At 32.3% G+C, this 25,872-nt stretch carries 25 protein-coding genes and 2 pseudogenes; 8 read left to right on the forward strand and 19 right to left on the reverse strand.

Annotated elements, in window-relative coordinates:
• Nucleotides 1-31 precede the first annotated feature (31 nt).
• On the forward strand, nucleotides 32-1,456 hold the full coding sequence (locus ACUN0F_RS00640; RefSeq protein WP_445538986.1) for an IS4 family transposase: 1,425 nt from the start codon (nucleotides 32-34) through the stop codon (nucleotides 1,454-1,456).
• Nucleotides 1,457-1,728: 272 nt separating this feature from the next.
• Here ACUN0F_RS00640 and ACUN0F_RS00645 read toward each other — a convergent pair whose 3' ends face one another.
• Nucleotides 1,729-2,598: a LysR family transcriptional regulator gene (locus tag ACUN0F_RS00645; protein WP_445538987.1), complete on the reverse strand. Its 870-nt coding sequence runs from the start codon at nucleotides 2,596-2,598 to the stop codon at nucleotides 1,729-1,731.
• Between the two features lie 118 nt (nucleotides 2,599-2,716).
• On the opposite strand from ACUN0F_RS00645, the gene ACUN0F_RS00650 reads away from it, so the two are divergent.
• A complete protein-coding gene (locus ACUN0F_RS00650) occupies nucleotides 2,717-3,478 on the forward strand; it encodes an NAD-dependent epimerase/dehydratase family protein (RefSeq protein ID WP_445538988.1) in 762 nt (253 codons plus the stop codon).
• A gap of 1,039 nt (nucleotides 3,479-4,517) precedes the next feature.
• Here the strand turns inward: ACUN0F_RS00650 and ACUN0F_RS00655 are convergent.
• From ACUN0F_RS00655 to ACUN0F_RS00685, 7 genes are all read right to left on the reverse strand, one after another.
• Nucleotides 4,518-4,643, reverse strand: a complete 126-nt coding sequence (locus tag ACUN0F_RS00655) for a hypothetical protein (protein WP_445538989.1) — start codon at nucleotides 4,641-4,643, stop codon at nucleotides 4,518-4,520.
• 321 nt (nucleotides 4,644-4,964) lie between these two features.
• On the reverse strand, nucleotides 4,965-5,615 hold the full coding sequence (locus ACUN0F_RS00660) for a hypothetical protein (protein WP_445538990.1): 651 nt from the start codon (nucleotides 5,613-5,615) through the stop codon (nucleotides 4,965-4,967).
• A 451-nt stretch (nucleotides 5,616-6,066) separates the two neighbouring features.
• Complete coding sequence (locus tag ACUN0F_RS00665) at nucleotides 6,067-6,237, reverse strand: hypothetical protein (protein WP_016084748.1); 171 nt, start codon at nucleotides 6,235-6,237, stop codon at nucleotides 6,067-6,069.
• A gap of 125 nt (nucleotides 6,238-6,362) precedes the next feature.
• Complete coding sequence (locus tag ACUN0F_RS00670) at nucleotides 6,363-6,716, reverse strand: DUF6572 domain-containing protein (protein WP_445538991.1); 354 nt, start codon at nucleotides 6,714-6,716, stop codon at nucleotides 6,363-6,365.
• 425 nt (nucleotides 6,717-7,141) lie between these two features.
• On the reverse strand, nucleotides 7,142-7,294 hold the full coding sequence (locus ACUN0F_RS00675) for a hypothetical protein (protein WP_445538992.1): 153 nt from the start codon (nucleotides 7,292-7,294) through the stop codon (nucleotides 7,142-7,144).
• Nucleotides 7,295-7,763: 469 nt separating this feature from the next.
• Entirely contained in the window at nucleotides 7,764-8,657 is an 894-nt protein-coding gene (locus ACUN0F_RS00680; RefSeq protein WP_445538993.1) for a helix-turn-helix domain-containing protein, read from the reverse strand.
• Between the two features lie 56 nt (nucleotides 8,658-8,713).
• Entirely contained in the window at nucleotides 8,714-9,082 is a 369-nt protein-coding gene (locus ACUN0F_RS00685) for a transposase (RefSeq protein ID WP_445538994.1), read from the reverse strand.
• Nucleotides 9,083-9,320: 238 nt separating this feature from the next.
• Between ACUN0F_RS00685 and ACUN0F_RS00690 the strand changes: the two genes are divergently transcribed.
• Nucleotides 9,321-10,364, forward strand: a complete 1,044-nt coding sequence (locus ACUN0F_RS00690) for a tyrosine-type recombinase/integrase (protein WP_131933820.1) — start codon at nucleotides 9,321-9,323, stop codon at nucleotides 10,362-10,364.
• A gap of 212 nt (nucleotides 10,365-10,576) precedes the next feature.
• A complete protein-coding gene (locus tag ACUN0F_RS00695) occupies nucleotides 10,577-10,903 on the forward strand; it encodes a helix-turn-helix domain-containing protein (RefSeq protein WP_131933819.1) in 327 nt (108 codons plus the stop codon).
• 331 nt (nucleotides 10,904-11,234) lie between these two features.
• On the opposite strand, the gene ACUN0F_RS00700 is transcribed toward ACUN0F_RS00695, so the two are convergent.
• The 4 genes from ACUN0F_RS00700 to ACUN0F_RS00715 form a co-directional block, all read right to left on the reverse strand.
• A complete protein-coding gene (locus ACUN0F_RS00700) occupies nucleotides 11,235-11,390 on the reverse strand; it encodes a hypothetical protein (protein ID WP_000721836.1) in 156 nt (51 codons plus the stop codon).
• Nucleotides 11,387-12,610, reverse strand: coding sequence for an AimR family lysis-lysogeny pheromone receptor (locus ACUN0F_RS00705; RefSeq protein ID WP_445538995.1), 1,224 nt, complete (start codon nucleotides 12,608-12,610; stop codon nucleotides 11,387-11,389). The genes ACUN0F_RS00700 and ACUN0F_RS00705 overlap by 4 nt, the downstream gene beginning before the upstream one ends.
• Before the next feature lie 211 nt (nucleotides 12,611-12,821).
• Nucleotides 12,822-14,465 carry a peptide ABC transporter substrate-binding protein gene (locus ACUN0F_RS00710; protein WP_131933817.1) on the reverse strand — a complete coding sequence of 548 codons (1,644 nt, stop codon included), beginning with the start codon at nucleotides 14,463-14,465 and terminating at the stop codon, nucleotides 12,822-12,824.
• Nucleotides 14,466-15,166: 701 nt separating this feature from the next.
• Entirely contained in the window at nucleotides 15,167-15,445 is a 279-nt protein-coding gene (locus ACUN0F_RS00715) for an AbrB/MazE/SpoVT family DNA-binding domain-containing protein (RefSeq protein ID WP_098381608.1), read from the reverse strand.
• A 447-nt stretch (nucleotides 15,446-15,892) separates the two neighbouring features.
• Here ACUN0F_RS00715 and ACUN0F_RS00720 point away from each other — a divergent pair, with 447 nt between their 5' ends.
• Together ACUN0F_RS00720 and ACUN0F_RS00725 are read left to right on the forward strand one after the other, a co-directional pair.
• A complete protein-coding gene (locus tag ACUN0F_RS00720; protein WP_031303430.1) occupies nucleotides 15,893-16,087 on the forward strand; it encodes a hypothetical protein in 195 nt (64 codons plus the stop codon).
• 246 nt (nucleotides 16,088-16,333) lie between these two features.
• The gene (locus ACUN0F_RS00725; protein ID WP_445538996.1) at nucleotides 16,334-16,606 is read left to right on the forward strand and encodes an HU family DNA-binding protein; all 273 of its coding nucleotides are present in this window, start codon (nucleotides 16,334-16,336) and stop codon (nucleotides 16,604-16,606) included.
• Between the two features lie 489 nt (nucleotides 16,607-17,095).
• Here ACUN0F_RS00725 and ACUN0F_RS00730 read toward each other — a convergent pair whose 3' ends face one another.
• The 6 genes from ACUN0F_RS00730 to ACUN0F_RS00755 form a co-directional block, all read right to left on the reverse strand.
• Nucleotides 17,096-17,611: a hypothetical protein gene (locus tag ACUN0F_RS00730; protein ID WP_000914524.1), complete on the reverse strand. Its 516-nt coding sequence runs from the start codon at nucleotides 17,609-17,611 to the stop codon at nucleotides 17,096-17,098.
• Between the two features lie 567 nt (nucleotides 17,612-18,178).
• Nucleotides 18,179-19,060, reverse strand: a complete 882-nt coding sequence (locus ACUN0F_RS00735; RefSeq protein WP_137010939.1) for an IS3 family transposase — start codon at nucleotides 19,058-19,060, stop codon at nucleotides 18,179-18,181.
• 8 nt (nucleotides 19,061-19,068) lie between these two features.
• The gene (locus ACUN0F_RS00740) at nucleotides 19,069-19,365 is read right to left on the reverse strand and encodes a transposase (RefSeq protein WP_000516528.1); all 297 of its coding nucleotides are present in this window, start codon (nucleotides 19,363-19,365) and stop codon (nucleotides 19,069-19,071) included.
• 142 nt (nucleotides 19,366-19,507) lie between these two features.
• Entirely contained in the window at nucleotides 19,508-19,654 is a 147-nt protein-coding gene (locus ACUN0F_RS00745) for an SEC-C metal-binding domain-containing protein (protein ID WP_137057734.1), read from the reverse strand.
• The gene (locus ACUN0F_RS00750) at nucleotides 19,590-21,440 is read right to left on the reverse strand and encodes an ABC transporter permease (RefSeq protein ID WP_445538997.1); all 1,851 of its coding nucleotides are present in this window, start codon (nucleotides 21,438-21,440) and stop codon (nucleotides 19,590-19,592) included. Before ACUN0F_RS00750 ends, ACUN0F_RS00745 begins: the two co-directional genes overlap by 65 nt.
• 16 nt (nucleotides 21,441-21,456) lie before the next feature.
• On the reverse strand, nucleotides 21,457-22,218 hold the full coding sequence (locus ACUN0F_RS00755; RefSeq protein WP_445538998.1) for an ABC transporter ATP-binding protein: 762 nt from the start codon (nucleotides 22,216-22,218) through the stop codon (nucleotides 21,457-21,459).
• 599 nt (nucleotides 22,219-22,817) lie between these two features.
• Here ACUN0F_RS00755 and ACUN0F_RS00760 point away from each other — a divergent pair.
• Both ACUN0F_RS00760 and ACUN0F_RS00765 read left to right on the forward strand, forming a co-directional pair.
• Nucleotides 22,818-23,628: pseudogene (locus ACUN0F_RS00760) on the forward strand (alpha/beta fold hydrolase).
• Between the two features lie 586 nt (nucleotides 23,629-24,214).
• Nucleotides 24,215-24,841 (forward strand): cysteine hydrolase, encoded by a 627-nt coding sequence (locus ACUN0F_RS00765; protein ID WP_445538999.1) that lies wholly within the window; start codon nucleotides 24,215-24,217, stop codon nucleotides 24,839-24,841.
• Nucleotides 24,842-25,585: 744 nt separating this feature from the next.
• Here ACUN0F_RS00765 and ACUN0F_RS00770 read toward each other — a convergent pair.
• Nucleotides 25,586-25,871, reverse strand: a pseudogene (locus tag ACUN0F_RS00770) (hypothetical protein).
• Nucleotide 25,872: the final 1 nt, after the last annotated feature.

The following is a 25,872-nucleotide window of genomic DNA, read 5'->3' on the forward strand; positions in this document are numbered from 1 at the left end:
TGTAGAATCATAGGAAAGGATGGCGTTTTTTATGTCTGTTTCTGTGTCTGACGAGTTACAACTATTTGCTCAAGAGATTCAAAGATTTTTATCTCCAAATGCCTTACGGGATCTTGCTAGAGATGTTGGTTTCGTACAACGAACCAGTAAGTACCAAGCAAAAGATTTAATAGCTTTATGTGTGTGGGTGAGCCAAAATGTAGCTATGACTTCTTTAACTCAACTATCTAGCTGTTTAGAAGCATCAACAGCAGTACTTATCAGTCCTGAGGGACTGAATCAACGATTTAATAAGGCGGCCGTCCAACTTTTACAACACCTACTAGCCGAACTATTAAGTAAAAAATTGACCTCATCTATGCAGATTTCTTCTCCATATACTTCTGTTTTCAAGCGTATTCGTATTTTAGATTCAACTGCATTTCAACTTCCAGATCCTTTTTCATCCGTTTATCCTAGTGCGGGAGGTTGCAGCCATACTGCAGGAATGAAAATTCAACTTGAGTATAATCTTTTAAGTGGGCATTTTCTACATATTCATACAGGACCAGGGAAACAACATGATCGTACTTACGGTTCCCTTTGCGTACCCACTGTAAAAGAAAATGATTTGTGTATTCGGGATTTAGGCTATTTTCATCTGAAGGATCTTCAATATATACAGGATAAAAAGGCTTACTATATTTCTCGCATTAAATCTAATACACGTATTTATCAAAAAAATCTCAATCCTACTTATTATCAAAATGGAAAACTAAAGAAGGGAACAGAATATAAACAGGTAGATATGGAGGTAGTAATGAATTCTCTTCAGCCAGGACAAACATATGAAATATCTGATGCTTATGTAGGAATGGTCGATAAAGTACCAGCTCGTGTCATTGTTCATCGACTTACAGAAGAACAGCAACAAAAACGATTGCGGGATCAAGCTATACGAGAAAAAAAGAAAGGAATGAAATACTCTCCCCGTAGCAAACGACTCAGTGGTATCAATGTATATATGACAAACACCCCTACAGATATTGTCCCGATGGGACAGGTACATGACTGGTATTCTTTGCGTTGGCAAATCGAAATTTTATTTAAAACGTGGAAGTCATTCTTTCAAATTCATCATTGTAAAAAGATAAAACCAGAACGATTGGAGTTCCATTTATATGGTCAGTTGATTGCCATTCTATTCTGTTCTTCTATCATGTTTCAAATGCGCCAATTGCTCCTCATGAAGAAAAAACGAGAGCTTAGTGAGTATAAAGCCATATATATGATTAAAGACTATTTTCTTCTTCTATTCCAAACTATACAAAACACCCAAGAGCTATCAAAGGTGTTACTTCGCCTGTTCAATCTCCTACAGCAAAACGGGCGGAAATCTCATCGATATGAGAAAAAAACGGTCTTTGATATATTAGGTGTCGTTTACAATTCCATGTCTGATAATCAAGCCGCTTAATTCAAAAAAGTGAAACCCGTTAGGGTTTATTTCGTATGTGAACCTTTAAATTCCCTACACGTAGCCTTTAGAAATAGGTTTATATTTATTGAATTTCAATAAAATATCATGTTAATAAAGGTAAGTTTCCATTATAGGAGTTTTCTCCCCCCATCCATTAAAATTTGGATCTGAGATTTTTAAATTTTTAAACCCTTTAATAAAAAAGAAAAATCTTGCTACTGTTTATGTAACAAGACTTTTAAAATTATTTTATTTAATCAACTATAGCCTCATGTTTTTACCCAACTCTTAGTAATCTCAGTGAATTTTTTAACTGCAGGTGAACTAGGCGTTCTGATGGCTAATCCGATTGTTCGGGTTTGTTCTAATTCAAGTGGTATGACCTTTATGGAATCCAATGCTTTAGGGATAATCATTTCCGGTAAAATGCTAATACCTAAATTATTCTCAACCATAGAAAAAATAGAATTTTCATTCATGTTTTCGAATCGAATATTTGGCTCAATGTTGTTTTCTTTAAAAAATAACTGTATATCATCAAAGCATTGATAGGTTGGCATAATGAAGGAAGCATTTTCTATATCTTCAACCGATAGATATTTGTTGTTATGTAAAGGTGATTGCTCTGATACTACACATAAAAGTGGCTCAGACTTTAACTTTACAATTTCAAATGAATGTAATGAGGTAGTTTTATTATTAATAAAACCACAATCAACTTCACTATTTAGCAACCATTTTTCTATCTCAGAATAATTCCCTTCAATTAGTTGAATTTCTATATTAGGATATTCTCTCTCCATTTCCTTAATAATAAAAGGAATCCAGTTTGTAGATATGCTACTAAATACCCCCACCTTTACCGTTCCTTTATTCAATCCGTTAATAGCGTTTACTTCCTGCTTTAACATATCGTTATAATAAAGAATCTCTCGAATAGTGATTAATAAATCCTTCCCATCCTGAGTTAGCTTTATTGCTGAGTTGTTACGAATAAATAAAGGAAAGTTAAACTCTTTTTCTAAACTTGTAATGGCATGACTCACAGCAGATTGCGTTAATCCCAATTCTTCCGCAGTTTTAGTAAAGCTATTTACCTCTGCTGCTTTACTAAAAATTTCATACTTAACTAAACTCATCGTTGACCCCCAAGAATTTTTTTCATGTACTTCATTATAATTATTCGCTGTATTAATGACAATCATGTACTTATAATTAGATTTAAATTTAATAAATGATTAAAAGGAGCTGTATTAAGTGAAAAAAATTTTAATTACAGGAGCTGCTGGGAAAATTGGTCAACATATAACTAATACTTTAATGGAAAATACAAACTATCAATTAAGATTGGCAGATATTAATTTATTGCCTTTAAGAAAATTTAAGAAGTCGTCAGATCATGAAGTTATTTATCTAGATGTATCTAGTTTAGAGGAATGTCAGGAAGCATGTAAAAACATAGATATTGTTATCCATTTAGCAGGAGATCCTTCTCCAAATGCAGATTTTTATAGTTCTTTATTAGAAAGTACTATTAAAGGTTCATACAATATTTTTAAAGCAGCATCGGATAACCGTGTATCTAGGGTCGTAGCTGCTTCCAGTGCTCAAACAGTTGAAGGATATCCATTAGATTTTCAAGCAGATGATTCTTCACCTGTTAGACCAAAGAATATGTATGGGGTTAGCAAATGCTTTGTGGAAGCATTAGCATCATACTTCGCATATGAGAAACAGTTACAAAGTATCGCTATCCGTATTGGTGCTTATGACGATTACAAGCCTGAGGGTCAGCCACTTTCAGCTCGAGACATGAGCGCGTATATAAGTCCAGAAGATTTTAGTGATCTTCTCCTAAAAACGATTTCTGCTAAAAACCTACCACCCTTTTCAATCTTACATGGTATATCTGACAATCGTTTTAAACGTTTAAATATTGAAGAAACAAAAAGATTAGTAGAATATTCTCCGTTTTCAGATGCTTTTAAATTGAGCGGAATCCAGTTTTTTGACCGTTAGACATTGCATACACTAAGCACATTTAAAAGGGAAGGCTTTCGGGTGCAGAGACTAACAAAAAACGCCAAAAAGAAAAAGGATATTCATTTAAATCAAACAGAAACTAAAAGGACAAAAACTTTTAAAGATTACTAGAACGAAATGATTAAAGCTCTCATTTCTACTAAGTAAATTTAAATACTCATTGAATCAAGTGTATCGGTAAATACCTGAATAATTTTTCTGGAAAATCAATTATACCTCGGCATAATTACGTTCGGAGGCTTTAACTTGTTTCAGCGGATGTTTGGACACCCGCTGAAACAAGTTCCTCAAGGTCTTGGAAAAATTCAATTTTACCCATATTGTCTCCTTATCCAAACAGCTTTTATTAAAACTATTTTACTACTTCTTGTTAAACTAACCTGCACCGTTAGTTGAATAGTAACAACCTTTTCGAAAACAGCATGAATTTTAACATTATAGGGGCCAAGTGAGAACATACTTCAAATAGGGGTACCGCCCCATCGCTATCAAGCTAACAAAGAAAAATACCCCAAAATGAAAAAACGGTATTCTTTTTGTATAAATATACAAAAAGGATACCGTTTTAGCTATGAATTTATTGATTTCTGATGAACTAGAATTGTTTTCTAACGAGTTGCAGCGATATATGTCACCACATGTTTCGGAGTAGTTAATTACTGCTTAAGTAGTTTAGAGTTTCTTGTCTCACGTTCAAAAAGTTTAGACTTTCTTGTCCTTTTGCTGAGACAAGAAAGCACCTACAAAACTTGTGATAATGGCTATTTATCAACGTTTGCTCATAGGATTTTAGTTTAGACTTTCATGTTTTACACTTGATTAATTTTTTTCATTTCCTTTTTACGTTCAGTTCGTATTTGCTCTAAAAAGCCTAAAAGTCCTAATAAAGTAGCAAATGTAGGAGTTTCAGTAAAAAATTCAGTTGAGCCAAGTAACAATGTTATGAATTCAACAGAAAAGAAATACACCCTTATGAATTTTACCTCATCATCTACTTGTATTTAACTCATCATCGTTACTCATTGTCTGAAATAATTTCTGCATCATATGTAGTTAAAATCCTTTCAATTCTTTCTAAACTGCTCTCTAAGATTTGCCCTACCATGATTAGTTGTTGAGTGGTTTGAGATAAAGTAGACATGTAAAAAATTCCTCTTTCGAAAATCGAACTTATGTTCTTATTTGTACTTATTATAATTGAATATCCTTATTTAGTAAATTCAATTGCCAAATTCATTATAACAGCACGAATAATTATCGAACAATATATAATATTATAAAAATATAGTATTTTTTTACTTTAAATTAGTGAGTATGTGTGAATTATTAGCTTAATTTAGAGAATTAAGAGAAAATAAATCTTATTAATAGCACTACAATTGCAATGATAACAATTGTAATTATTGCACCTGTGAAACTGAAATTAGAAAACAAGCTTTTCACCTGCCTTCATTGTTTAGTTTTAGTAAGTAGCAATCGTAAATGTTCCATATTGTCCAGTTACAGTTGCTTTTGCATGTTTACTAGTATAAACAACAGCTACAGCAGTGTAACCTTCACTTATATCGGAATAAAGGTAATTAGTATTGTTAACAGAATCACTTATTGTATTACTAAAAACTTTACCAATACCATTTTTTCCAATAGCACCGTATGCAGTAAGTGTAACAGAATTTACAATTTTTTTGGCTTGTCCTTCGTTTACTCGTGTTAAGAAATATCCCCCATATGTGTGATTAACATTATTAATTTGATCCCACACATAACCATTCATATTTGCTGATATCCCTGAACCTCCACCACTTTTATTAAAGTATTGAGAATCTCTAGCAAGAGCAGCTTCTTTTGACTCACCAAAAACCGAAGATTTTGCATATGTTCTTACAAAATCTGCATCCTCTTTTGAGAACTCTACATTATAAGGATACTTTAGGTTGATTTCTTCAAATCTCTCAATGATCTGATCTTTCGTAAGAGCTGGTTGTTGTACTTTCACTTCTTTTACATTATTAACTTCTGCTGCATTCGCATTAGGTGATAGTACACCAAATGAAACAACTCCTAAAGTAAGAGCAAGTGAAGATACTCCTAGTTTTCTTAATACATTTTTCATAATTTCTCCATCTCCTTTTAAAGTAATAATAGGTTCTATTAAATAATACAATCTACTAATCTAATTTAGAATATTTTGTAGATAAGTGGAATATTATGATTATTTGGGAATTATTGGATTTCCGGTTTTCGTTAAGGATAAATTTTTTAGTTAACTATTACTCTCTTATATTTATTAATAAGAAAAAGATATGATTAAATTCTTTTTAATTCGGTATCAAAATTTGATAGGCGGAGAATACTAGGTTCATCCATTAAATGTAAACGAGATAAATATTCTGACAAAAGTTGTTTTCTGATAACATAAGTTGTATAATGAGTGTGTAGAGATGAACTATCTCACACCAATGGTTTTAACTACTTAAATTAGTGCATAATAATAAAAGACGAGATGCTGGAAACATCCCGTCCGATATGTAACTGCCGCCGCTAGGTGGTAGGTTGCAAAAAGTTTATTTTCTTTTTGAACCACCTTTATTACGTTTGGCTGACGTGGAGGTGGTTCTTTTACGTTTATTACTGCCTTTTACAAGCTTATTTGCATAAGCAGTTGCAAAAGTTGTTATGAATACTGTTACGAATAACTTCGTAGCATCCTGCAATAATTGTTGTAAAAAATCCATATCGGTTACACCTCCTTTCCCTCTTGAAATCAGAGAAAGAAAGGATGCAACCTCCCACCACACGCCTTCAGTTACTAGTTCTATTATACCACATTAAAATATAAGAGGTGTGAAAAATCAGATTATTACTTGATGCTATTTATTGATTCCATTGGTCGATAATTAAATTGCAATCCGTATCCTGCTTCATGTAAATGATCCTGAACTAGGATATAAAACTCTTTACCGTATTCATTGCGTTCATGTAGCGCATACACTTGGATTACAAATTTATTCTTTCCAATTGTTTTAGGTGTTATTTCATATATTTCTCCACTTTCAATAAATGCTAGATATCTATTTATCTTTTCTTGTAAAAGTAATGCATGCTCATGTTCTTCTTCCCAATCCAATGCATCAAAAATAGTTAAATATACTATGTCTTCATTTTCATTATCTAGAGAAATTAAATCTACTTGATCTTTGTCATGCAGTGCCATATAAAAAACCTCCTAGTCATTTTTTCGTATCAATGTAACTTTAGTTGGTGGGATTTCTTCGAGATAGTCGAAAGGTGGCTTGCTTCTGCTTCTAACAATTGCACCACTCTCTTCAATTTAGCATAACATGCTCCAAATCGAATTTTAGTTTTGAATTTTCTTTCTATTTATAGTATACTAAAATAAAGAGACAAGTCTCCTTTAGGTTATTCGCTCCACATATCCTTTAAATGGAATCATGATCAGCTTGTTTATTGACCAAAAAATAAAAATATGGTATGTTTATTGTAGATTAGATATATATTGAATGCATATCCAATATATATTAAGTATAGTACTTAACTGAATTGCATAAATTAAAAAGGACGAGATGCTGGTACATCCCGTCTCATAACTGCTACTGTCAAGGTGGTTGTTATTATGCATTATCTTTTTCTAGACCCACGCTTGTACTTTGGTCGGTGAAGCGAGGGTTTTTTGCTGTCCTTTTTTTGCAGTTGCTTTCTTAATACATATGCAGAAAGCTCACGCACAACTGCTCTTGCAACTTCTTTTATAAGTTCAAACAAAAATTCCATGTTTATATCACCCCCTTTCCTTCCAAATGGAAAGAAGGGATAATAACAAGCCCACCTTCACACGATATACAGTTATACTTCCATTTTAGCATACTTCGACTCTCTTAAATGATTAGTTCTTCCATTTTCTAAGTCTTTCTCATGTCATAGTATAGTAATATAACAGACATTTAGTTTACTATAATTTAAATATGTATACTTATAGTTTGGTATACATTCAGATTAAAAGTATGAAGTTACAAATAACTATTTACTTATGAAAATAGTTATATTTTTATAAGTAATATTAAAATTTGCATAAACTACGCGAAAAGAAACCTCTCAGATTCGTTTGTATCGCATTTTATTCATTCGCTTAATGATATTATATCCATTGGTCGATTCTTCCTTGTTTAGCGCTTCTAAGTTGATTTAAAAGAAATCGGCTATTTTTGGCCGATTTCTTTTAAAAATTCCTATAAAATATATGCTAGTTGCTTAATTCGTCAGCTAGAATTTCTTCTAAGACTTTTTTATATCCTTTATATCCTTTTTCTGTAGCTTTTTGCTTAGCATTTTCAATTATGCTACGATCCAAGTATAAACTGACATGTTCTTTATTGTTTGTAAAATATATTCTATCTTTCTCTTGCTGCAAGTAGCCACTTATTAAACAAGTATTTAGCACTCTAAATATATGAGCATCATACGGAATATTTCCTAATTTACACTTCATTAAGTATCCTTCATTTTTCTTAGAAACAAGAACGTTTGAAACACCTAAATGAGATATAATATACAACATGACATCATAAGCAGTATATACCGGGAACAAGAAAGTAACATCCCCAGGTTTGGTAATTCTGGTAATCTGAATACATGTTTGTGAAAAATGATTTGATGAAACTTCTTCCGGAATCGTCATATGTTCATTCTGCAGATTAATTCCATTCCGTTTGGTTACATCTATTACTCTTACAGGTTGTCCATCTAATGTCACGGAGTCAAACAAAAGAAGATTGCTAGTATACAATGGGATATGATCATACATCCTTTGGCTTTCCTTATTCACATCATCCATACTTCTTTTAAATTCTTTCAAATCATCTATATGATAGAGCTTTTCTCTTCGTTTACCTTTCAATACTTCTTTAAATGGTAAGGCCCCCTCTTTGGCGATGTTTGATACATACGTTTTTGATTTTTGTAAATATGTAGCTGCCTCTTTTAACGTATATAGATCTTTATAAATGTCAGATATTCTTTTCGCGTCTTCTTCATGGAATCTATATCCGCCATCTGCTTTCCAACTATTTAAATTAACGGGCTCAATTTGCTTATATTTAATTAAATAGCTCAATTGTCCCTTACTTAACTTTGCCATTTTGCAAAGCTCTTCAAAAGATATGTAATTCAAGGTTCCACCTCATATATCATGAATTATTCCATTTTAGTCTGCAGCATCGTTTGTTTCATCCGCTTTCTGAGTTCATACTTGGTTATTCCTAATTCCGCTATAATAACCTTAATCGGATATTCTTTGTACTGCAGATAAGCACTTGGATTGTCCATATATTTTTGTTTTATTGTATTAAATGTACCTTGTTTTGATAATTTATTCAATTGTTCTCCTCTCTCTCTTATTTCTTTATACACCGAACAACCCTCACATAATTTATTATTTCTTGTTTTTTTCTTTCGGCTTTTTTTAGATGCATCTTCTTTTGAAGTATTTAAAGGACATTCGATACAATGCTTTACTTCTAGATAAGAAATTTCATTGATAACGGCTAATCGTTCATCTTTCACAAGTGCTCCTCCTTTATCTTATGAACAAAAAAGAAAAACTCAAATAAAATAAAAAAGTATGTTATTTTGATTATATATTCTAGAATAAATTATTGTATCTATTATAAAATGTTTAGTTTTTATATTTTAATTTATACCACAATAAATAATCTATTTATTGTGGTATAATTAGAATCATAAAAATTTTTATAAAAAATTTTTGTTTACTATTTCATTCTATTAAAGGTTGTGTTTATATTTGCATATTATAAATTACGAACATAATAACCAAATTATAAAATCAAAATCAGACTTTTTTGATAGCAGTCATTTTGAAAAGATTATGGGTTTGGGTATCCGTAATATTGACTACTCCCAATTAAGTGAAGAATCATTGGTTTATTTATTTTTACACGATGAGCCTTCTTTAACGAAAAAAAGAAGTGAGCGAACCAAACAACAGTATCTGCACGATCTTTCTCATTTTCTTCGTTACATAAAAGAAACAATTGGCACCATTCAAGAGTTATCCCATAATGAGATGGAAATCTATTTCTATGAATTAAGCAAAAAATATGCTGCCACTACATTACGTAAAAAGAAAACAGTAGTTCAGCAGTTTTTAAAATATGTGTATGATAACAACGGACTCTCAGACAACTTTAGTAGTCGCCTTAAAAAAGTATCCGTAAAAAAAGAAGAGCTAGTCAATCGTGACCTTTATCCAGAAGAAGTTACCCAGATATTAGATGAACTGAAAAAATCCAACTATTTTGTTTACACTGCATTTTTCCTGTTAACTACAACAGGACTACGAATCGAAGAAATCGCAACTGCAAAATGGGCAGATTTGGTCTTTCATTCGTCTTTAAGTGCCTATCTACTTCGTGTTGTTGGTAAAGGGAATAAAAGTAGGGAAGTTCGCATCTTTGAAGATACATTGGATGCTTTATGCCATGTTCGAAGTTTACGTAAACAAACAACAGAACTAGATGCATCGAGTACCTCCGCTTTTCTCCCTAAAGCTGATGGATCAAATTATCGAGCGGACTATCTATCTTCTCTTGTAGCAAAAAAAATAGAAGAAACAAATTTAGCTTTTCTGCGTTACCGACAGGATAGAATTACTCCTCACACGTGTAGGCATTTCATGGCTAATTACTTAATGGAAAAGGGTGTTGAACTTAAAAAAATAAGGGACTATTTAGGACATGAATCTATCATGACTACAGAACGTTATTTAAGAGAGCGTACAAGACGTCAAAACTTGGCCACAATAGATATAGGAAATTCATTATTTTAGTAAGTGTATATAATAGGAAGAAACTCGATTTAATGTTTCGATTTCTTCCTATTTTTTTGCTCATAGAACTCTAAATATTTCTCTACCATCATAACATTTTAACTAAATATTACAAAATAATTTATATTTTGACTTATTATTAGTCATTAGGACACAATTTACCTTTTCTGTTTTACACTAACTTTATAAATCAGAAAGGAAAAGGTAATGATATGTCCCATCTAAGCAAACGACTTGCTGAATTGAGAAAAAAACAAGGATATACCCAATCCGATATATCACATCGCCTAAACATTGCACGCACTACTTATGCAAATTGGGAATATGGGAAAGCTGATCCTGATGCAGATTCCATCATGAATCTTGCTGAAATACATAACGTCTCCATAGATGAACTCTTTGGGCGAAATGCACCACTTGAAAGTAAATTAGAATTAATTAAAGTAGCAATATCTGATCTACCTCCACAAAAACAGCATGAAGTGTTAGAGGTTCTTATTGATTACACCTATTTCATAAAAAAGCATTTTTCCAAATGAATGTAAAATTATTTTTCAGCAAATTTTATATTATACGTGAGTTAAATGCACTTGTGTAGTATTAGCCTGTAAAAGGGGCTACACATTTTCAATGCCCCGCCCTCGCGGAATAATCTTTGGAAACCCTTGTGTTATCAGTAGATTTGATAACACAAGGGTTTTTGCAACTTTACTAACAATATAGTTAAAATTTTGATTTAGTATTAGCTATCAGTTTGTGAATGATTCACAAACTTTTCCTGTATTTCGAATTTGATATTAAGGAAATATCCCTAAAAACAACGAATGCGATTGCCTCCTATGAGACAATCGCATTCTAATTATTTAAAGGTTACCCGATTCCGCCACCAGGATCTCCCATTCTAGCTAATAATTGTTCTGAATCTTTTTTTACTAAATTGTTTGGTTGCTCTTTACTACCAGCAGCGGTGTAAATAATTCCAGCTGCCAAAACGATACTTGTTAATACAAATAATATTTTTTTCATATAGCACCACCCTCATACATTATACCATTTTCATTAAATTCTACCAATAATTTTTTAGGGAATTTACTGTAGAACCTATTACCAGCACACTCAAATAACTCAATTGCTTTTTCGATTAAAGAAATATCATTCTTCGCTATTCCTAAATAGCAATATTGCATTGGTGTTAGAATGTCATTCTTCTTTTCTAAATCATTTAGGATTTCAACCGCATTTTTGTAATTTCCTTTAATAATTTCGAAAAACGCTTTTTCTGCTGGATGATATATCTCTATATTTTTCAATTCTTGCTTATTAACCAACTTAATAAATACAAACGTATTTAAAATTAATTCTTTTCTTTGTAATTCTCTTTCAAAATTGCATGATCCAAGCTGTTCTAAAGCTTTATTTATATACTTAGATGCACTATCATAGCATTCAAAAGTATAAGATTCCGCTAAATATACAAATGCAGATGCCCTTAAAAGATTAAAACATCTCTCAGGATCTTCTAACTCTAAAATCTCATGACATGTACTTCGTAAGTTTTCAAGTTTATCCTGAACCAAATATGCAAAAGACAAACATTCTTTAATTCTGCCGAAATAAGCAGCTTTTATAAAACTATCAGATACTTTTTCAACTTTTGGTAATAACACTTCAGCATACTCAGATAAGGAATTATACGTCTCTAAATCACACATCGTATAACAGGTTAATATTCCATATAAAATCTTCATCTCGTTTGTTTTGATTACCTTTTTACCCTTACGATTTTCAAGAGTATCTAATAATTCTTGTTTTGTAATGACACCACTGCTACGCTGCCACACTAATTCATATACATAAGCCCATTCTCGATTCATTGCTAGAGATGAACTTTTTTCTTGGTCAACTATTAGTTTAAGCAGCGCCAAATCACCTTTTATATTTGCATATTCCATGGCAATCCTCAAGTTCTTTTTGCTTGTTGTGACAGAACAGAAGGTGTGTAACATGTTTCTTTGTTTATGAATATCACTCGGATATAATATATTAAGTAATTTGATTAAATTCCAAAATCCAAATTGGTTTTTCCCAGTTAAATTCTTAGAAAGAGTTCCAGGAGAAATACCAATTATTTTAGCGATTTCATCTTGATTTTTTCTTTGGAAATCAATCTCATCAATAATTCTACCTAAGAATTTATTTAACGTTTGTTCCAAAATGGTATCTTCCCTCTTAAGTTTTTCATTCATATTATTTCTCCTTCTAATCTAAAAAAGAATTCCCCAATATCTCTTATTATATTATTTTAAACTAATGTTAGTATGTGGTATTTTAATATAAGCATATCAAAAATTATGATATTTGTAGTCGCTATAACAGAATAACTGTATATGTAATAATGCATAAGTATATTAAACAGCAAACTAAAAGGAGTCGAAGATACTCGACTCCTTTTGTTACCTATTTTTTAATTTCAGCAAACTTATAGTTGAATTCCCCACCAAAATCATTCGTTACAATTCCTTTAATGGAAGAACGCTGTAAGTATGATCTGCCTGGTTGATAAAATGGTGCGACTGCTCCATCTTCTAATAATATTTTTTCTGCTCGTTTCATTGCCTCCCAACGAGCAGTTTCATCACCAGCTAAATCTGTTTTCACTTGATGAATTAATTCATCATATGCCTGATTTGAATACTTATCAAAGTTATAGCTACTTTCTGTCGTGAATAAATCTAAAAATGTGATTGGATCAGGAATATCGGGACCCCATACATCAACACCTAAATCATAATCACTATTCAGTAGCAACTGAATTTGCTGTTTGCGTGGTTGCGGTTTAACATGGACTGTTAGCCCCTCTAAATTTTTTTCTAGTTCACCTTTTAAATACTCCGCATTTTTCTTGGCTATTGCATTATCACTTGTTAGCAATTCTAGTGTTATCTGTTCTTTCTTAAGTTCTTGCCTTGCTTTTTTCCAATTCTCTTTCGCTGCATTTACATCATCTTTTACTAAATTTCCATTTTCTTTTCGGAAGTCTTTTCCGTCCGAACCTTTAGCAAAATTAGCTGGTATAAGACCATCCGCAGGAAGAGAGCCATTGTTTAACACTGTATCTACAAAGGCTTTCTTATTCATTGCCTGACTAATTGCCAAACGTACATGTTTATTTTTTAACACTTCATTTTTTTGATTCATACGTAAAAACTGCATAGTTACTTCAGGTCGCTCTTTGAAATCAGGACTATTTCTATATTTGTCTACAAACTCACCTGTTAGTCCTACACGGTCAATTTGACCTGATTCATACAGATTTATTTCTGTTGATTTATCTTTTACGATATCAAAGTTAATTTCGTCTAATTTCACTGTTTTAGCATCCCAATAATTCGAATTCTTTTTCAACTGAAAACCTTGCTCATGCTTCCAATTATCCAATGTAAACGCTCCGTTATAAACCAATTGATTTGCTTCTAAGCCATACTGCTTTCCTTGTGATTCAGTATACTTCTCGTTAATAGGTAAAAACGTTGCGAATGTTGTCAAATCGATAAAATAAGGGATAGGCTGCTCTAATTGCACCTCTAATGTTTTATCATCTATTGCTTTTACCCCTAGCTGATCTATAGGTAGCTCTTTACTATTAATTCTTTTTGCATTCTTTATATCAAAGAATAGAAACGCATATTCTGCCGCTGTATTAGGATTCACAGCACGTTTCCAAGAAAACACGAAGTCTGCAGCTGTTACAGGCGTTCCGTTTGACCATTTCGATTCTCTCAAATGAAACGTGTACGTTTTTTTATCCTCACTTACCTCATAAGATTGTGCCACTCCAGGAATTAATTTATTATTTTCTCCTAGTGTATACAGACCTTCAAACACATTACGCATTACATTCATTGATTCACTATCAGTTGCCTTTGTTACATCCATTGTTGGGATCTCCGCTATATACGGTAAATTAATGGATTGTTTTGTTTCATTCTTGTCAGTTGCCTTTGCTGTATTTTTAGTCTCTTTCTCTCCACCACTACAAGCTGTTAGTAGCAGGCTGGCTCCTATAATAGAAGCTACAACCGATGTAACTTTTTTAAACATCTTACTTTCTTCCTCTCTATATGTACGGTTTAATTAATCGAATTATCTGTATATCTAATTTTAAGGGGTATACAAATATAGATCCCCTGTCTCTAATAGTATTCAGGCGTTTTTTAGCATCATATACGTAATATCTCTATACATTAAACCTCTTATTACTTTACCATTAAAACCGTAGCATTCTAGGGATTATTGTGTCAATCACTAAAATTAATTTCAAATTAGGTATCATTCTATTAAAAAATAGTTTGATTATAATAATTCCTTTCAACTCACAGGAAAAAGTTTTCTGTAAAAAAGAACCATAACCTTGCCGTAATGTTTTGACAAAATTATGGTTCATATTACACTCATATTTCTAAGCATGCTGTCTACTTTCTACAGGGAGATTGAATAGCAGCAACACTATCTCCGATAGTTCTTTATTCCCATCATACCATTTTTATTAACTATGTATGATACACTCTACAATATCATCTAAGTACAGTGAATTGTTAAAAAGGAATTATGTATTTTCTTTGAATTATATTTGTATATATGGAACATGTAATATTTTTGTGCTAAAATGAATGTGATATGAAGTATTGTTAATATATTTGCCATTGTAAAAGTAGTGTTTTTAAAATTATGTTGGTTTAAGTCAAAGAAAAAGACATCTATATAGATGTCTTTTTCTTTGTAATGTACTAAGAAGAATATTCTTATTTAACTAATTGCTGCTGGATTTCCTTAATTAAAAGTTCAGCCCCTTCTGGACTAAGAACAATTTTACCATTTGCTAATGATATATTTTTTTCTGAAATATCACCAGTTATTGCACAAGCATCATAAGATTTATATTTTTGTAAAATAATCTTCTCATCTTCTACAAATATTTCTATAGGATCTTTTTCTGCAATTCCTAACGTTGTTCTTAACTCTTTCGGAAGAACAATTCGCCCTAATTCATCTACTTTTCTTGTAACACCTGTTGATTTCATGTTTATACCACCTTTTATTTTTAATATTTCTAGCTACTTTCTGCATTTCATACCACAATTATATATCTAAATTCCTTTATCGTCTTTTACCTCGTTTTCCCTCTTTAAGGATAATATGTCACTGATTAGAAATAATAGAGAAACCAATGGGACTATTCCTTTGATATTGCTAGTGTTTGCACTCATTTTTTAGTCATAATCCATAAAAATAAATAACCTTATATAAAGATTGTATAATCATAATAAAAGTCGCGCAATAATAAACTCCATGAGGTTTATTGTTGTTCAATTAAATTGCTAGAAATTCCATAGCAATGCTATTATATATCTATGAATAAGTAAAAGGATATTTAATATGACTAGGTGTAGCTACTTCCATTTTAATTGAAATTTCAACTATATACAGTAACACTTTTAATATAAGTAAGGGAGCGATTACTGTTGAAAATGACAAAAGGAGATGCAATACTCCGTTTGCTGACAGAAATTAAATTAGAGCTGAAGGAAACAAAAGAAGCTATTGAAAAATTAGATGAAAGATTAGATAAAATAGAAAAGCAAACACTTTCTACAAATTCATCTAAACCTGCTCTAAATACTCGAAAAGAAAAAGATTGGAAATATCCTTCTAAGATGAAATGAATTAGAGGGATATTTTTCATTTTAGAATATGTGGAAACAAGTAGAACATCTAGAATAAGTACTTTTCATCATTTAATAGTGATGTTACAATATAGACTGTACGATGAACATGATTTTCTTTCTTACTACCACACAAAAATTGTCCCCTAGCTCTTGCTAGGGCTTTTTCTATGCACATTTTTAATTGCATCATAAGTATACACACGTTATAATAGTCACCTAATTACATATGAAGAGGTGCAAAAAATGAATAAGACAGAATTAACAAAAGTAATAGCAGAAAAAGCAGAACTTACACAAAAGGATGCAGCTGCAGCAACACAAGTTGTTTTAGATACAATAACAAATGCGCTAGCAAATGGAGAAAAAGTACAGATTCTTGGTTTTGGTACATTTGAAGTACGTGAAAGATCTGCACGTACAGGACGTAACCCACAAACAGGTGAAGAAATGCAAATCGCCGCTTCAAAGGCACCTGCTTTTAAAGCTGGAAAAGAATTAAAAGAAGCAGTGAAATAATTATATATAGTCAAAAGGGTTTGATATTTATCTCAAACCCTTTTTTAATAGCCTTTTTTTCATAAAACAAAAAATATCATCCAAAGTTTATATAAATAATATAGATTCCCCAAAGAATGTAACTAACTTGTGTTATGATATACATTGTAAATTCGAAACCAGTGAGCTTTCTTTCTCTTTTTATTTTTCGTAAATACAGATAAAAACAAAAAGTAGATAAAAGCATTAAGAATACAGAAACATTAAATATATTCTCTATACTAGTAATAACCGATCAACTCCTCACCTGAAAATTAGTTAGTATAGAATAAGCATATCATATGAAAGTTTAACTTACTTCAAATCTACTTTTTTTCAACAGAATATACTTAATATTTTCATATTTAACAGAAATACTTGTTTAAAAAGATAAAAGAATCTCTTTTGCATCAATAGATTCACAAAAGAGATTCTAATTTTAGTTCATTTACTTATAAGATATCAGGCTTATTATTCATGAGGGTTAGGTGCAATATAAGCTGGAGCTGGCCCGCAAGTTACTGCAAAAGCAAATAACAACGCAGGCTTATATGGTAGCCCAAGCAACGAAAGCATTCCTAATGCTCCCCAGTAATCCTCTTTCTTAAGATACGATTTTATTTGATTAAAATATGATTTACTAATACCTAATGCATCCTGCCAACATCTTTCCCAAACGTTACTAGAGTACATATTAGATGGAATTTCTTCATCATTCATTACATAAACACCAGCTATAATAGCTGCTTTTTCTTCATTGTTATATGAAGATTTCGCTAATTCTTCTTTATTAAGAACGTATTTACCTGTTTTATCATCCTTTACCATAAGTACCGAAAAAATATATTCTAATTCTTTAACTTGAGCTTCTAATTCCTCCTGTGTTGCGTTGTATTTCTTTCCATCCTCTATAGTTGCAGCTGAAGCGAGAGTTGGTACAAAAACTAGAGTAAGAGCCATTAACATAAACATCATTTTCTTTAACATAGTGAATTAACCCCCAGAATTTAATTTTTTCTTCTCCTCCCAAAACTATAAACTTACTATTTGAAGTTCCGATTTTCACTTAAAGCATTTACATGTATCACCCTCTATTTCCAATATTTATAATAATAGTAATATAACCAACTATAAATGTATATATTTTACAATCAATTCACCTATTACGATTATTTGAATTTCGATATATAACTATAAAAAAAGTTATTATGTTTACTTAATAGCTTTTTTTCACCAATTTACTAACATAGTTCTAAATATAGAAAAATATCCTAATAATATTTGAGGAAAGCATATTCATATAATTTTATTTTTGTATATAAAAATTATATACTAATGTTATACTAAGATGAATCAAGAAGCATCCAAGATTCTTTGATTAATCACTACATTTTCTTGTTGAGTTTGCGCCTTTAATCAATAGTAAGAGGATATATATCTATGCCCAATTATTGCTGATTGGTATTAGAATTGCTGCTTCCACAAGCAGAATATCTGAAAGACACTCGTATATGAAGTGACCCCTGTCAAGTAGACAGTATTCAAAAAACACAACTAAGCAACCTGAGTTCTATATTTATAGGGACTCAGGTTATTTAGTTTCTTTTGGAACCTTTGGTGATTATAAAAGTGTATATATTTTCGCACAGCAAACTTAACCTCATCAGCTGTGCGAAAAGAGTATAAGTGAAAACACTCTGACTTAAAGTGACTGAAGAAGCTTTCTATACAAGCATTGTCCCAACAGTTTCCCTTTCTGGACATACTAGCCTTCATCTGATATTTTTTGAGTAGTTGATTATATTGACGAGATGTGTACTGGAACCCCTGATCACTATGCAGGAGAATCCCTTTCACGTTTCGTTTTTTTCTTGCCTTTTTAAGTGTGTCTAGTACTAGTTTCAGGTCATTTCTACGGCTAATTTCATAGGCAACAATTTCATTGTTGTATAGGTCTTTAATAGCGGATAAGTACAATCTCTGTCCATTGAAAATCAAATAGGTAATATCTGTTACCCATTTTTCGTTTGGTTTGGAAGCTTGAAAATCCCTGTTCAGATGGTTATCTGAAATCACGTAAGCCTCTTTCTTCCCGTAATAAGGTCGTTTTCTCCTAATAATGGCTTTGATACCTAGTTCACCCATCAACCTTTGTATACGTTTGTGATTAAAATGAAGGTTATAAGTGGCTTTCAGCCAAACTTGTACTCTCCTGTATCCATAAATCCCTTTAAGTTTTTTATGACACTCCAATATCTTCTTTTTTATTTCGGTATCCTCCAATTGTTTTTCAGAAGGCGTCAACTGTCGCTTTATCCATTTGTAGTACCCACCTCTAGTTACTCCAGCGATATCACATAGAATGGTAACTGCATAACCTTTTTCTGATAGCCCTTTGATGGCTTCAAACTTCTTCGTTTTTGGTACAGATTCCACTCCTCCTTTTACATCCCTAAGAGCTTTTTTAACATTTCATTCTCCGCTTCTAATCGTTTCATTTTAGCTTCTGGATCTTCTGGATTGGTTTTTGGTCTACCTATACCTGGACCTTTCGTTTTACCACGTTTTTCTTCTAGTCCTTTGATACCTTCAGCTTCAAAGTGTTTCACCCAACGTCTTACTACCGAGTGATCAATTCCTAATTCTTTAGCAACCGTTTTGTATCCCATTCCTTCTTTCAAGTATAAATCTACTGCTTTTTTCTTAAATTCTATATCATAAGTTACTCTAATTTTGCCCATAGAAAAATCCCCTCCATAGTAAACAGATTAATGTGCTTTCTTTTTACTGTCTACTATAAGGGGATCATATCAGTTTTTTGAATCCCATCTAGTTAACGAAAAAGAGATACCCCCAAACTGAAAAAAATGGGGGTATCTCTTTTTATATATCTAATTGGATTTCATCATTCATGTAACAAAATTTATATTTCTTTCCGCTACTACAGGGACAGGTATCATTTTTCTTATTCTTCTTTCGGAAGAACAATTCCTTTATACAAATGAACTGTAATGAAGTAGTAAATCGCATAAATGATTACGAAAATAACAATTGGAACCCAAATACGGAAATACGGATCAACCATAATGAATGAGAACATGTTCATTCCGATAAATACATGTGCAATACCGACAATGGCCGGGAATAAAAATACTAACAATAGCTCCTTATAAATGGACTTTGTTAATAGTTCACGACGAACCCCTATTTTACGTAGCATTTGATATCGTTTCATATCTTTTGTTGCACCAGAAAGTATTTTGAACATTAAGCAACTCGCCATCATTGCTAAGAAAGCAATTCCTAAGAAGAAGCCCATAAATACTGTTCCACTGGTAAAGCCGTACATAGTTTCATAAAAACTATATTTACTTTCTAGCTGTTCTTTTGTAAAATATTTACACTTTGTTAATTGTAACTGGTCAAGTTCTTTCCATTCTTTTTTATATGTTTCAAAATCATTCGTTTTGCCAATGACAACATATTGCTCTTTACTTTGGATTTGATTGTACATTTTTTGATCTACAATTTTAATATGCTGTTGTTGATATAAGTAACGCGGTTGTAACTCATTAAATACACTAATCCATTCTTCCGAGAGAACCGGTCCATTATCTACCTTTTGGGTATCCCTTTCTACAATCGCCCCGACTGGAAGATCACTTGTAATACGTTTAACTTGAGTAGAATCTTTTTTCTCGAATCCAGATCGTATGAGAGGTCGATTTTTCTCTAGATCCTCTTTTAAATAATAAACAAACTTCCGATCTACTTTGTAACGATATTCATTTTTTTCTTTAAATTTGATATCGCCTAATATTTTTTTCTCAGCCGCTGCTGGATTATGAATTGCTACATCATATATATTAGTCGTATCAACAGTAAGTCCTACGTTATTTTTAAAGGCCATCCCCCCCGTAATTGCTCCAACAGCAAATGCAATTAACATTGCTACAGTTGCTAGTACTTTTGTTAAGTCATTCATACGAAAGCCTAGCTGAGCGAACGTAAAGGAATTCAGTCCTTTTTCATTCAAGTGCTTATTTCGTTTCCACAATTTAATGACAGGCGGTAATATGAACATAAAAATAAGGTATGTTCCTAATGTCGTTGGTACTGCAGCTATAGGCAGTCCACCTAACCCTAAATCTTCTATGTTTATTAATACCACATATCCAATAGCTAATGAAATAACGCCAATTCCTCCTGCAAAAAATGTTTTTACCCCTTTTGTAGAAGGCTTGTCTATTTTTGTATCAGAATGAACAAGTTGTAATATTGTAATATGGGATAATTTTGCAGTATTCATAATTGCAGCCAAGAAAAACAGAATTAAGAAAAATACTGCTGTGACACGCATAGATGGAACGTAGAATGCATGGTATCCATTAGAAGCAAACTCTAATTCCTTCATCAGGAGTTGACCAATCCCTTTAGAAAGACCTATACCTAATCCAATACCAATAATAAGTGAAGTTATTCCAAGTACTAACGTTTCCATAAACATCAGTAGTGTAATTTTGTGTTTTTTTGCTCCTAACATCATATACATACCGAACTCTTTTTGCCTTAGTGATAGTAAAAATGAATTCGCATATAAAATATAAAAGAAGGTGATGATCGCTAATAAAAACGAACCAATTAGAAAGACGTATTCAATGGAATTAATCATTGAATTCGCCTTAATAAAGGCTTCATTCATCGCTAATGTTTGGAACATATAAAAAATTGAAATTGATATAACAAGACCGACTAATAAGACAACGTAGTCATTTAGTTTGCTTTTCACTCCTGACATGGATAACTTAAGTAACATACCTGAACCCCCTTTCTTATGCTTTTTGTGTGCCTAGGTCTGCAAGCACATCTAAAATTTCTTTATAGAACGCTTCACGCGTATCTTTACGATGAATTTCTTTGTATAACTCTCCGTCTTGAATAAATAAAATACGCTGACAGTAACTTGCACTATATGGATCGTGTGTAACCATCATAATAGAAACACCTTGTTCTTCATTTAAGTTTGTCATTGCGTCTAGAAGACTCGTTGCGTTTTTAGAATCAAGCGCCCCTGTTGGCTCATCTCCTAAAATAATAGCTGGCTCATGTACAAGTGCACGTGCTGCTGCGGAACGCTGTTTTTGTCCACCAGATACTTCAGATGGATACTTTTGAAGTATCGTTGAAATTCCTAACATTTCAGCTACTCTTTCTACTTTTGGTCCAATTTTACGTGATGGAACACCTTGAAGTGAAAGTGGCAATGCGATGTTTTCATAAATCGATAAGTTTTCGAGCAAGTTGAAATCTTGGAAAATGAACCCTAACTTTTGAGAACGGAAATCAGAAAGTTCTCCTTGCTTCATTTTTGTAATATCCGTACCTGCAATTTCAACAATGCCACCCGTTGTTTTATCTAATGTTGAAATTACATTTAATAAAGTTGTTTTCCCAGAACCAGATGGCCCCATGATTCCGACAAATTCACCCTCTTGAATCGAGAACGATACGCCTTTTAAGGCATGTGATTGATTCTCGTCTTTTTTACCGTATATTTTTTGGACGTTTTTTACGTTTACTACTGGTTTGCTCATATATATCCTCCTAGATTTTGTTTCCTGTTTTCATTTTGCATCGTTTCGGTATGATCTTCCATTGGTTAACCTTACATTCACCTTACATTTTCGTAATATAACAAAAAGAAAAAGCCAGGTTTATATGCTCGTTTGGCATATATCCTGACTTTCTCATATTTTATAACGAAAATGGACAACTCCGTAGTTTGATGCTCTTTGTTTAAAAATGATTTTGATATTTCTTCAACAGACTCACCGGCTTAATTCATATGTAAACCCATAGTTAGATAATATGAGGGTAAATAGAATAACCAGCTGCTTAACAAATAAAGAACTGGTTAAATTGTAGAAGGAACCAGTATATCGCAAGGTTCTCTTTATCGAGCAATCAATTAGAGGGAATTTTAAGAAACATAGAGGTGATAAATCTCTAGTTTCTACTTTGCGGTCTATGACAGTAACCTTGTCATTACCCCTATCTCTAATGTGAGGCTCAAAGGTGTGCAAAAATTTTTAACCAGGTTCTTCATCTTTTCAAGGTATAAAATACATATTCCCATCTTAATCTCATATATAGAGTAAAGACAAGTTTTTGTTAGTTAATGGGAGGCTAGATAATGTTTATAAGAGTCGAAAAAGATGTGCACGTTTTTGTGCAAGACATTAATCCTGGTGCTGGTAGTAAACCTATTTTTTTCGTTCACGGTTGGCCGTTAAATCAGCAAATGTTTCAATATCAATTTAACGTATTACCACAGTATGGTTTTCCGCTGTATCAGTATGGATCTACGAGGAAATGGGCAATCCGATAAACCTTGGAATGGTTATTCCTACGATCGTTTAGCAGATGATATCGCTATTGTGTTAGATGCTCTTCAAATAGAAGATGCTACCTTACTTGGTTTTTCTGTCGGCGGAGCAATCTCCATCCGATACATGTCTCGGTATGGTGGGCGTCATATTTCAAAGTTTGTATTAGTGGATGCTGTTTCTCCTTCCTTTGTTAAAAATCCGGATTCTCCTTACGGTGTTTCTAAAGAACAAGCGAATGCCCTTATTAATCAAATGTATATGAATTTACCTAAGTTTCTGCATGATCTGTCTTTAATGTTCTTTAATCGGAATTTAGGCTCCGCTACGTTAGAGTGGTTTGTTTCCCTTGCTTTACAATCAGCTTCATATGCTATTATTAAAATATTGCAAGTATCGGCAAACGAAGATGTAACAAAGGACTTAAGTCAAATAAGTGTTCCAACAATGATATTCCACGGAGTTCATGATCAACTAATTCCTTTCAAAAGTGCCCAACTCACACAGAAACAAATTAGAGGAGCAGAGCTATATCCTCTTAATAACGGTGGTCATGGATCACTGATTGATCAAGCAAATGATTTTAATAAAGCACTTATACAGTTTTTAAACACTTGATAAAATTAATAATATAATGGTAATCCTGGAGATATTATGTGCTAAATACAGAAACGGTAAGGACTTTAAGGGTTTACTTTTTTTATAATATTCGAGGCTTCATACAAAATCGAACAAACAAGCTGAAAGAATCTATGCTCCACCATCGACGAATAGATCTCGACACATTCGGTTACTTTACAGGAGGTAGCTAATCTAATAATATAAAATCCAATATAAAACAAATTTTATATTGGATTAATGACAGGATTCTTGCTATGAACCGCAAAGTAAATTTTTTTAATCATATGAAATAACAAGTTTCATTATCCAAAATTTAGACTTATGCCAAATTATACTTTCTGTTATTTTAAATAATGATTGATCAAAGACCGCTTAAACCGTTGATAAGTCGATGTTTTCAGAAAAATAAAAACGAATTATGTAAATAAATTCAAACAAGAGAGCAGACACATTAGTCTCCTGCTCAGAGTGTTGAAAAATAATACTGTCAATAGTAAATAACACCATGGTCGATGTTGATGTGTTGAAAACTGATAGTAGAACTCGTGTTATATCATTATAATGGGTGGAGGAATGATATAGAATGTTTAAACCTAATCCTGCTAATACAGCAATTGTTATAACGGACCCACAAAATGACTTTCTGTCTCCAGGAGGAAAAGGATATCATTTGACAAAAAGTATTATTGAACGGTATAACACAGTAAAAAATCTTGAACTCCTAATGAGCACAGCTTTAAATAAAGGCTATCATCTTTTTATATCTCCCCATTATATTTATCCACATGATTATCGGTGGAAATTTAAAGGGGCTGAACAAGATATATTGCTAAAACTGGGAGTATATCAAAAACAAGGTGCCTCTACTCCACCTACTTCTGGAGCTGATTGGGTTCCGTCACTTAGACCTTACATTTTAGATAACCGAACTGTAATTGCAACCGCACACAAAATTGCCGGCCCACAGACAAATGATTTAGTGTACCAATTACGTCAACATGAAATAGAGAAGGTTATTATTGCTGGTGTTCTTTCGAATGCCTGTGTAGAATCTCATATGAGAGATTTGATTGAAAATGGTTTCCAAACAGCGGTCGTTTATGATGCTACTGCTGCTATAAGTGATAACACCTTTTTTGCAGCATTTACAAATTATCAAGCATTTAGTAGTGCTACGTGGACAACACGGGAAGCGATTGCTCAATTATAAAAATAAATTGTACAAAAGTAAGTCTTTTTATTATTGTATGAAAAAAATGAACAAGATTGAAATACTTTTGATGATATGTGATGAGCCTTTCGCTGACTGAGAGATTTACAATGAAACTTCACGTACAACTATGGAGACACCGAGTGCTCTAAAAATTTTGAGGATATTTTCTCTTTTTTGATACAATTGTTATATACAAATTGTAAGGGAGCGTTGCAACATGGGATGGATTTTACTAATCATTGTTTCATATAAATCCTCATTCATTTGTTGAAATTGTATTTTTTTACAGTTGGAGTGTTTTTTATTTGTATAATGACGACACGAAATATACGAAAATAAACCTTTTTGAAATAAATCATCAGCTAAACAGACATTATAATACCCTAAATGTTCTTTTAAAATCTTAATCCGTTCTAATAAAATACGATGACCTGGGATATTCGCTGGTGTCACGTATGTATCGATGATGAAATTATGTAAGACATCAACAATTCGATGTTCAAAATAAGCAAAACGTCCTCTTGGATCATGTTTTACAGGGAGTCATGCATCTGGATGAGTTGGAGTTGGACTTTGAATCGTATGTTTTGTGATTTCAAAATTTTGTTGATAATAATACATAAAAAATCACCCTTTAGTTCTATTTTCTGATAAAGGGCGATATGTTTTCAATATTCTTTTTACTATTGACAGTGTTATTTTTTAACACCCTGAACACATTAGTGGCCTGCTCTTTTAATATTATTGATTTGCCTTTAAATTTTTCCCAATATATTGGACGATCTTGCGAAGTTCAGTAGATGATGGGCGCCCAAATGGACTTGTTTGTCTTTGTTGATATAGAAGTTGTCCATTTTCATCAACTAGGAAATACGCTGGCTCTCCATGCGTGCCATGATCCTCTGAAAAAGATAATGAGATGCCAGCTTTTATGTTGGTTTTGATGAGATACAAAAGAGAATTCTTCACCATTAGCTGTTGGAAGAGTGAAATCGGGTACTTTGTCACCTAATTTAAATGTAGACATA

The organism is Bacillus sp. 1A, assembly GCF_052682215.1.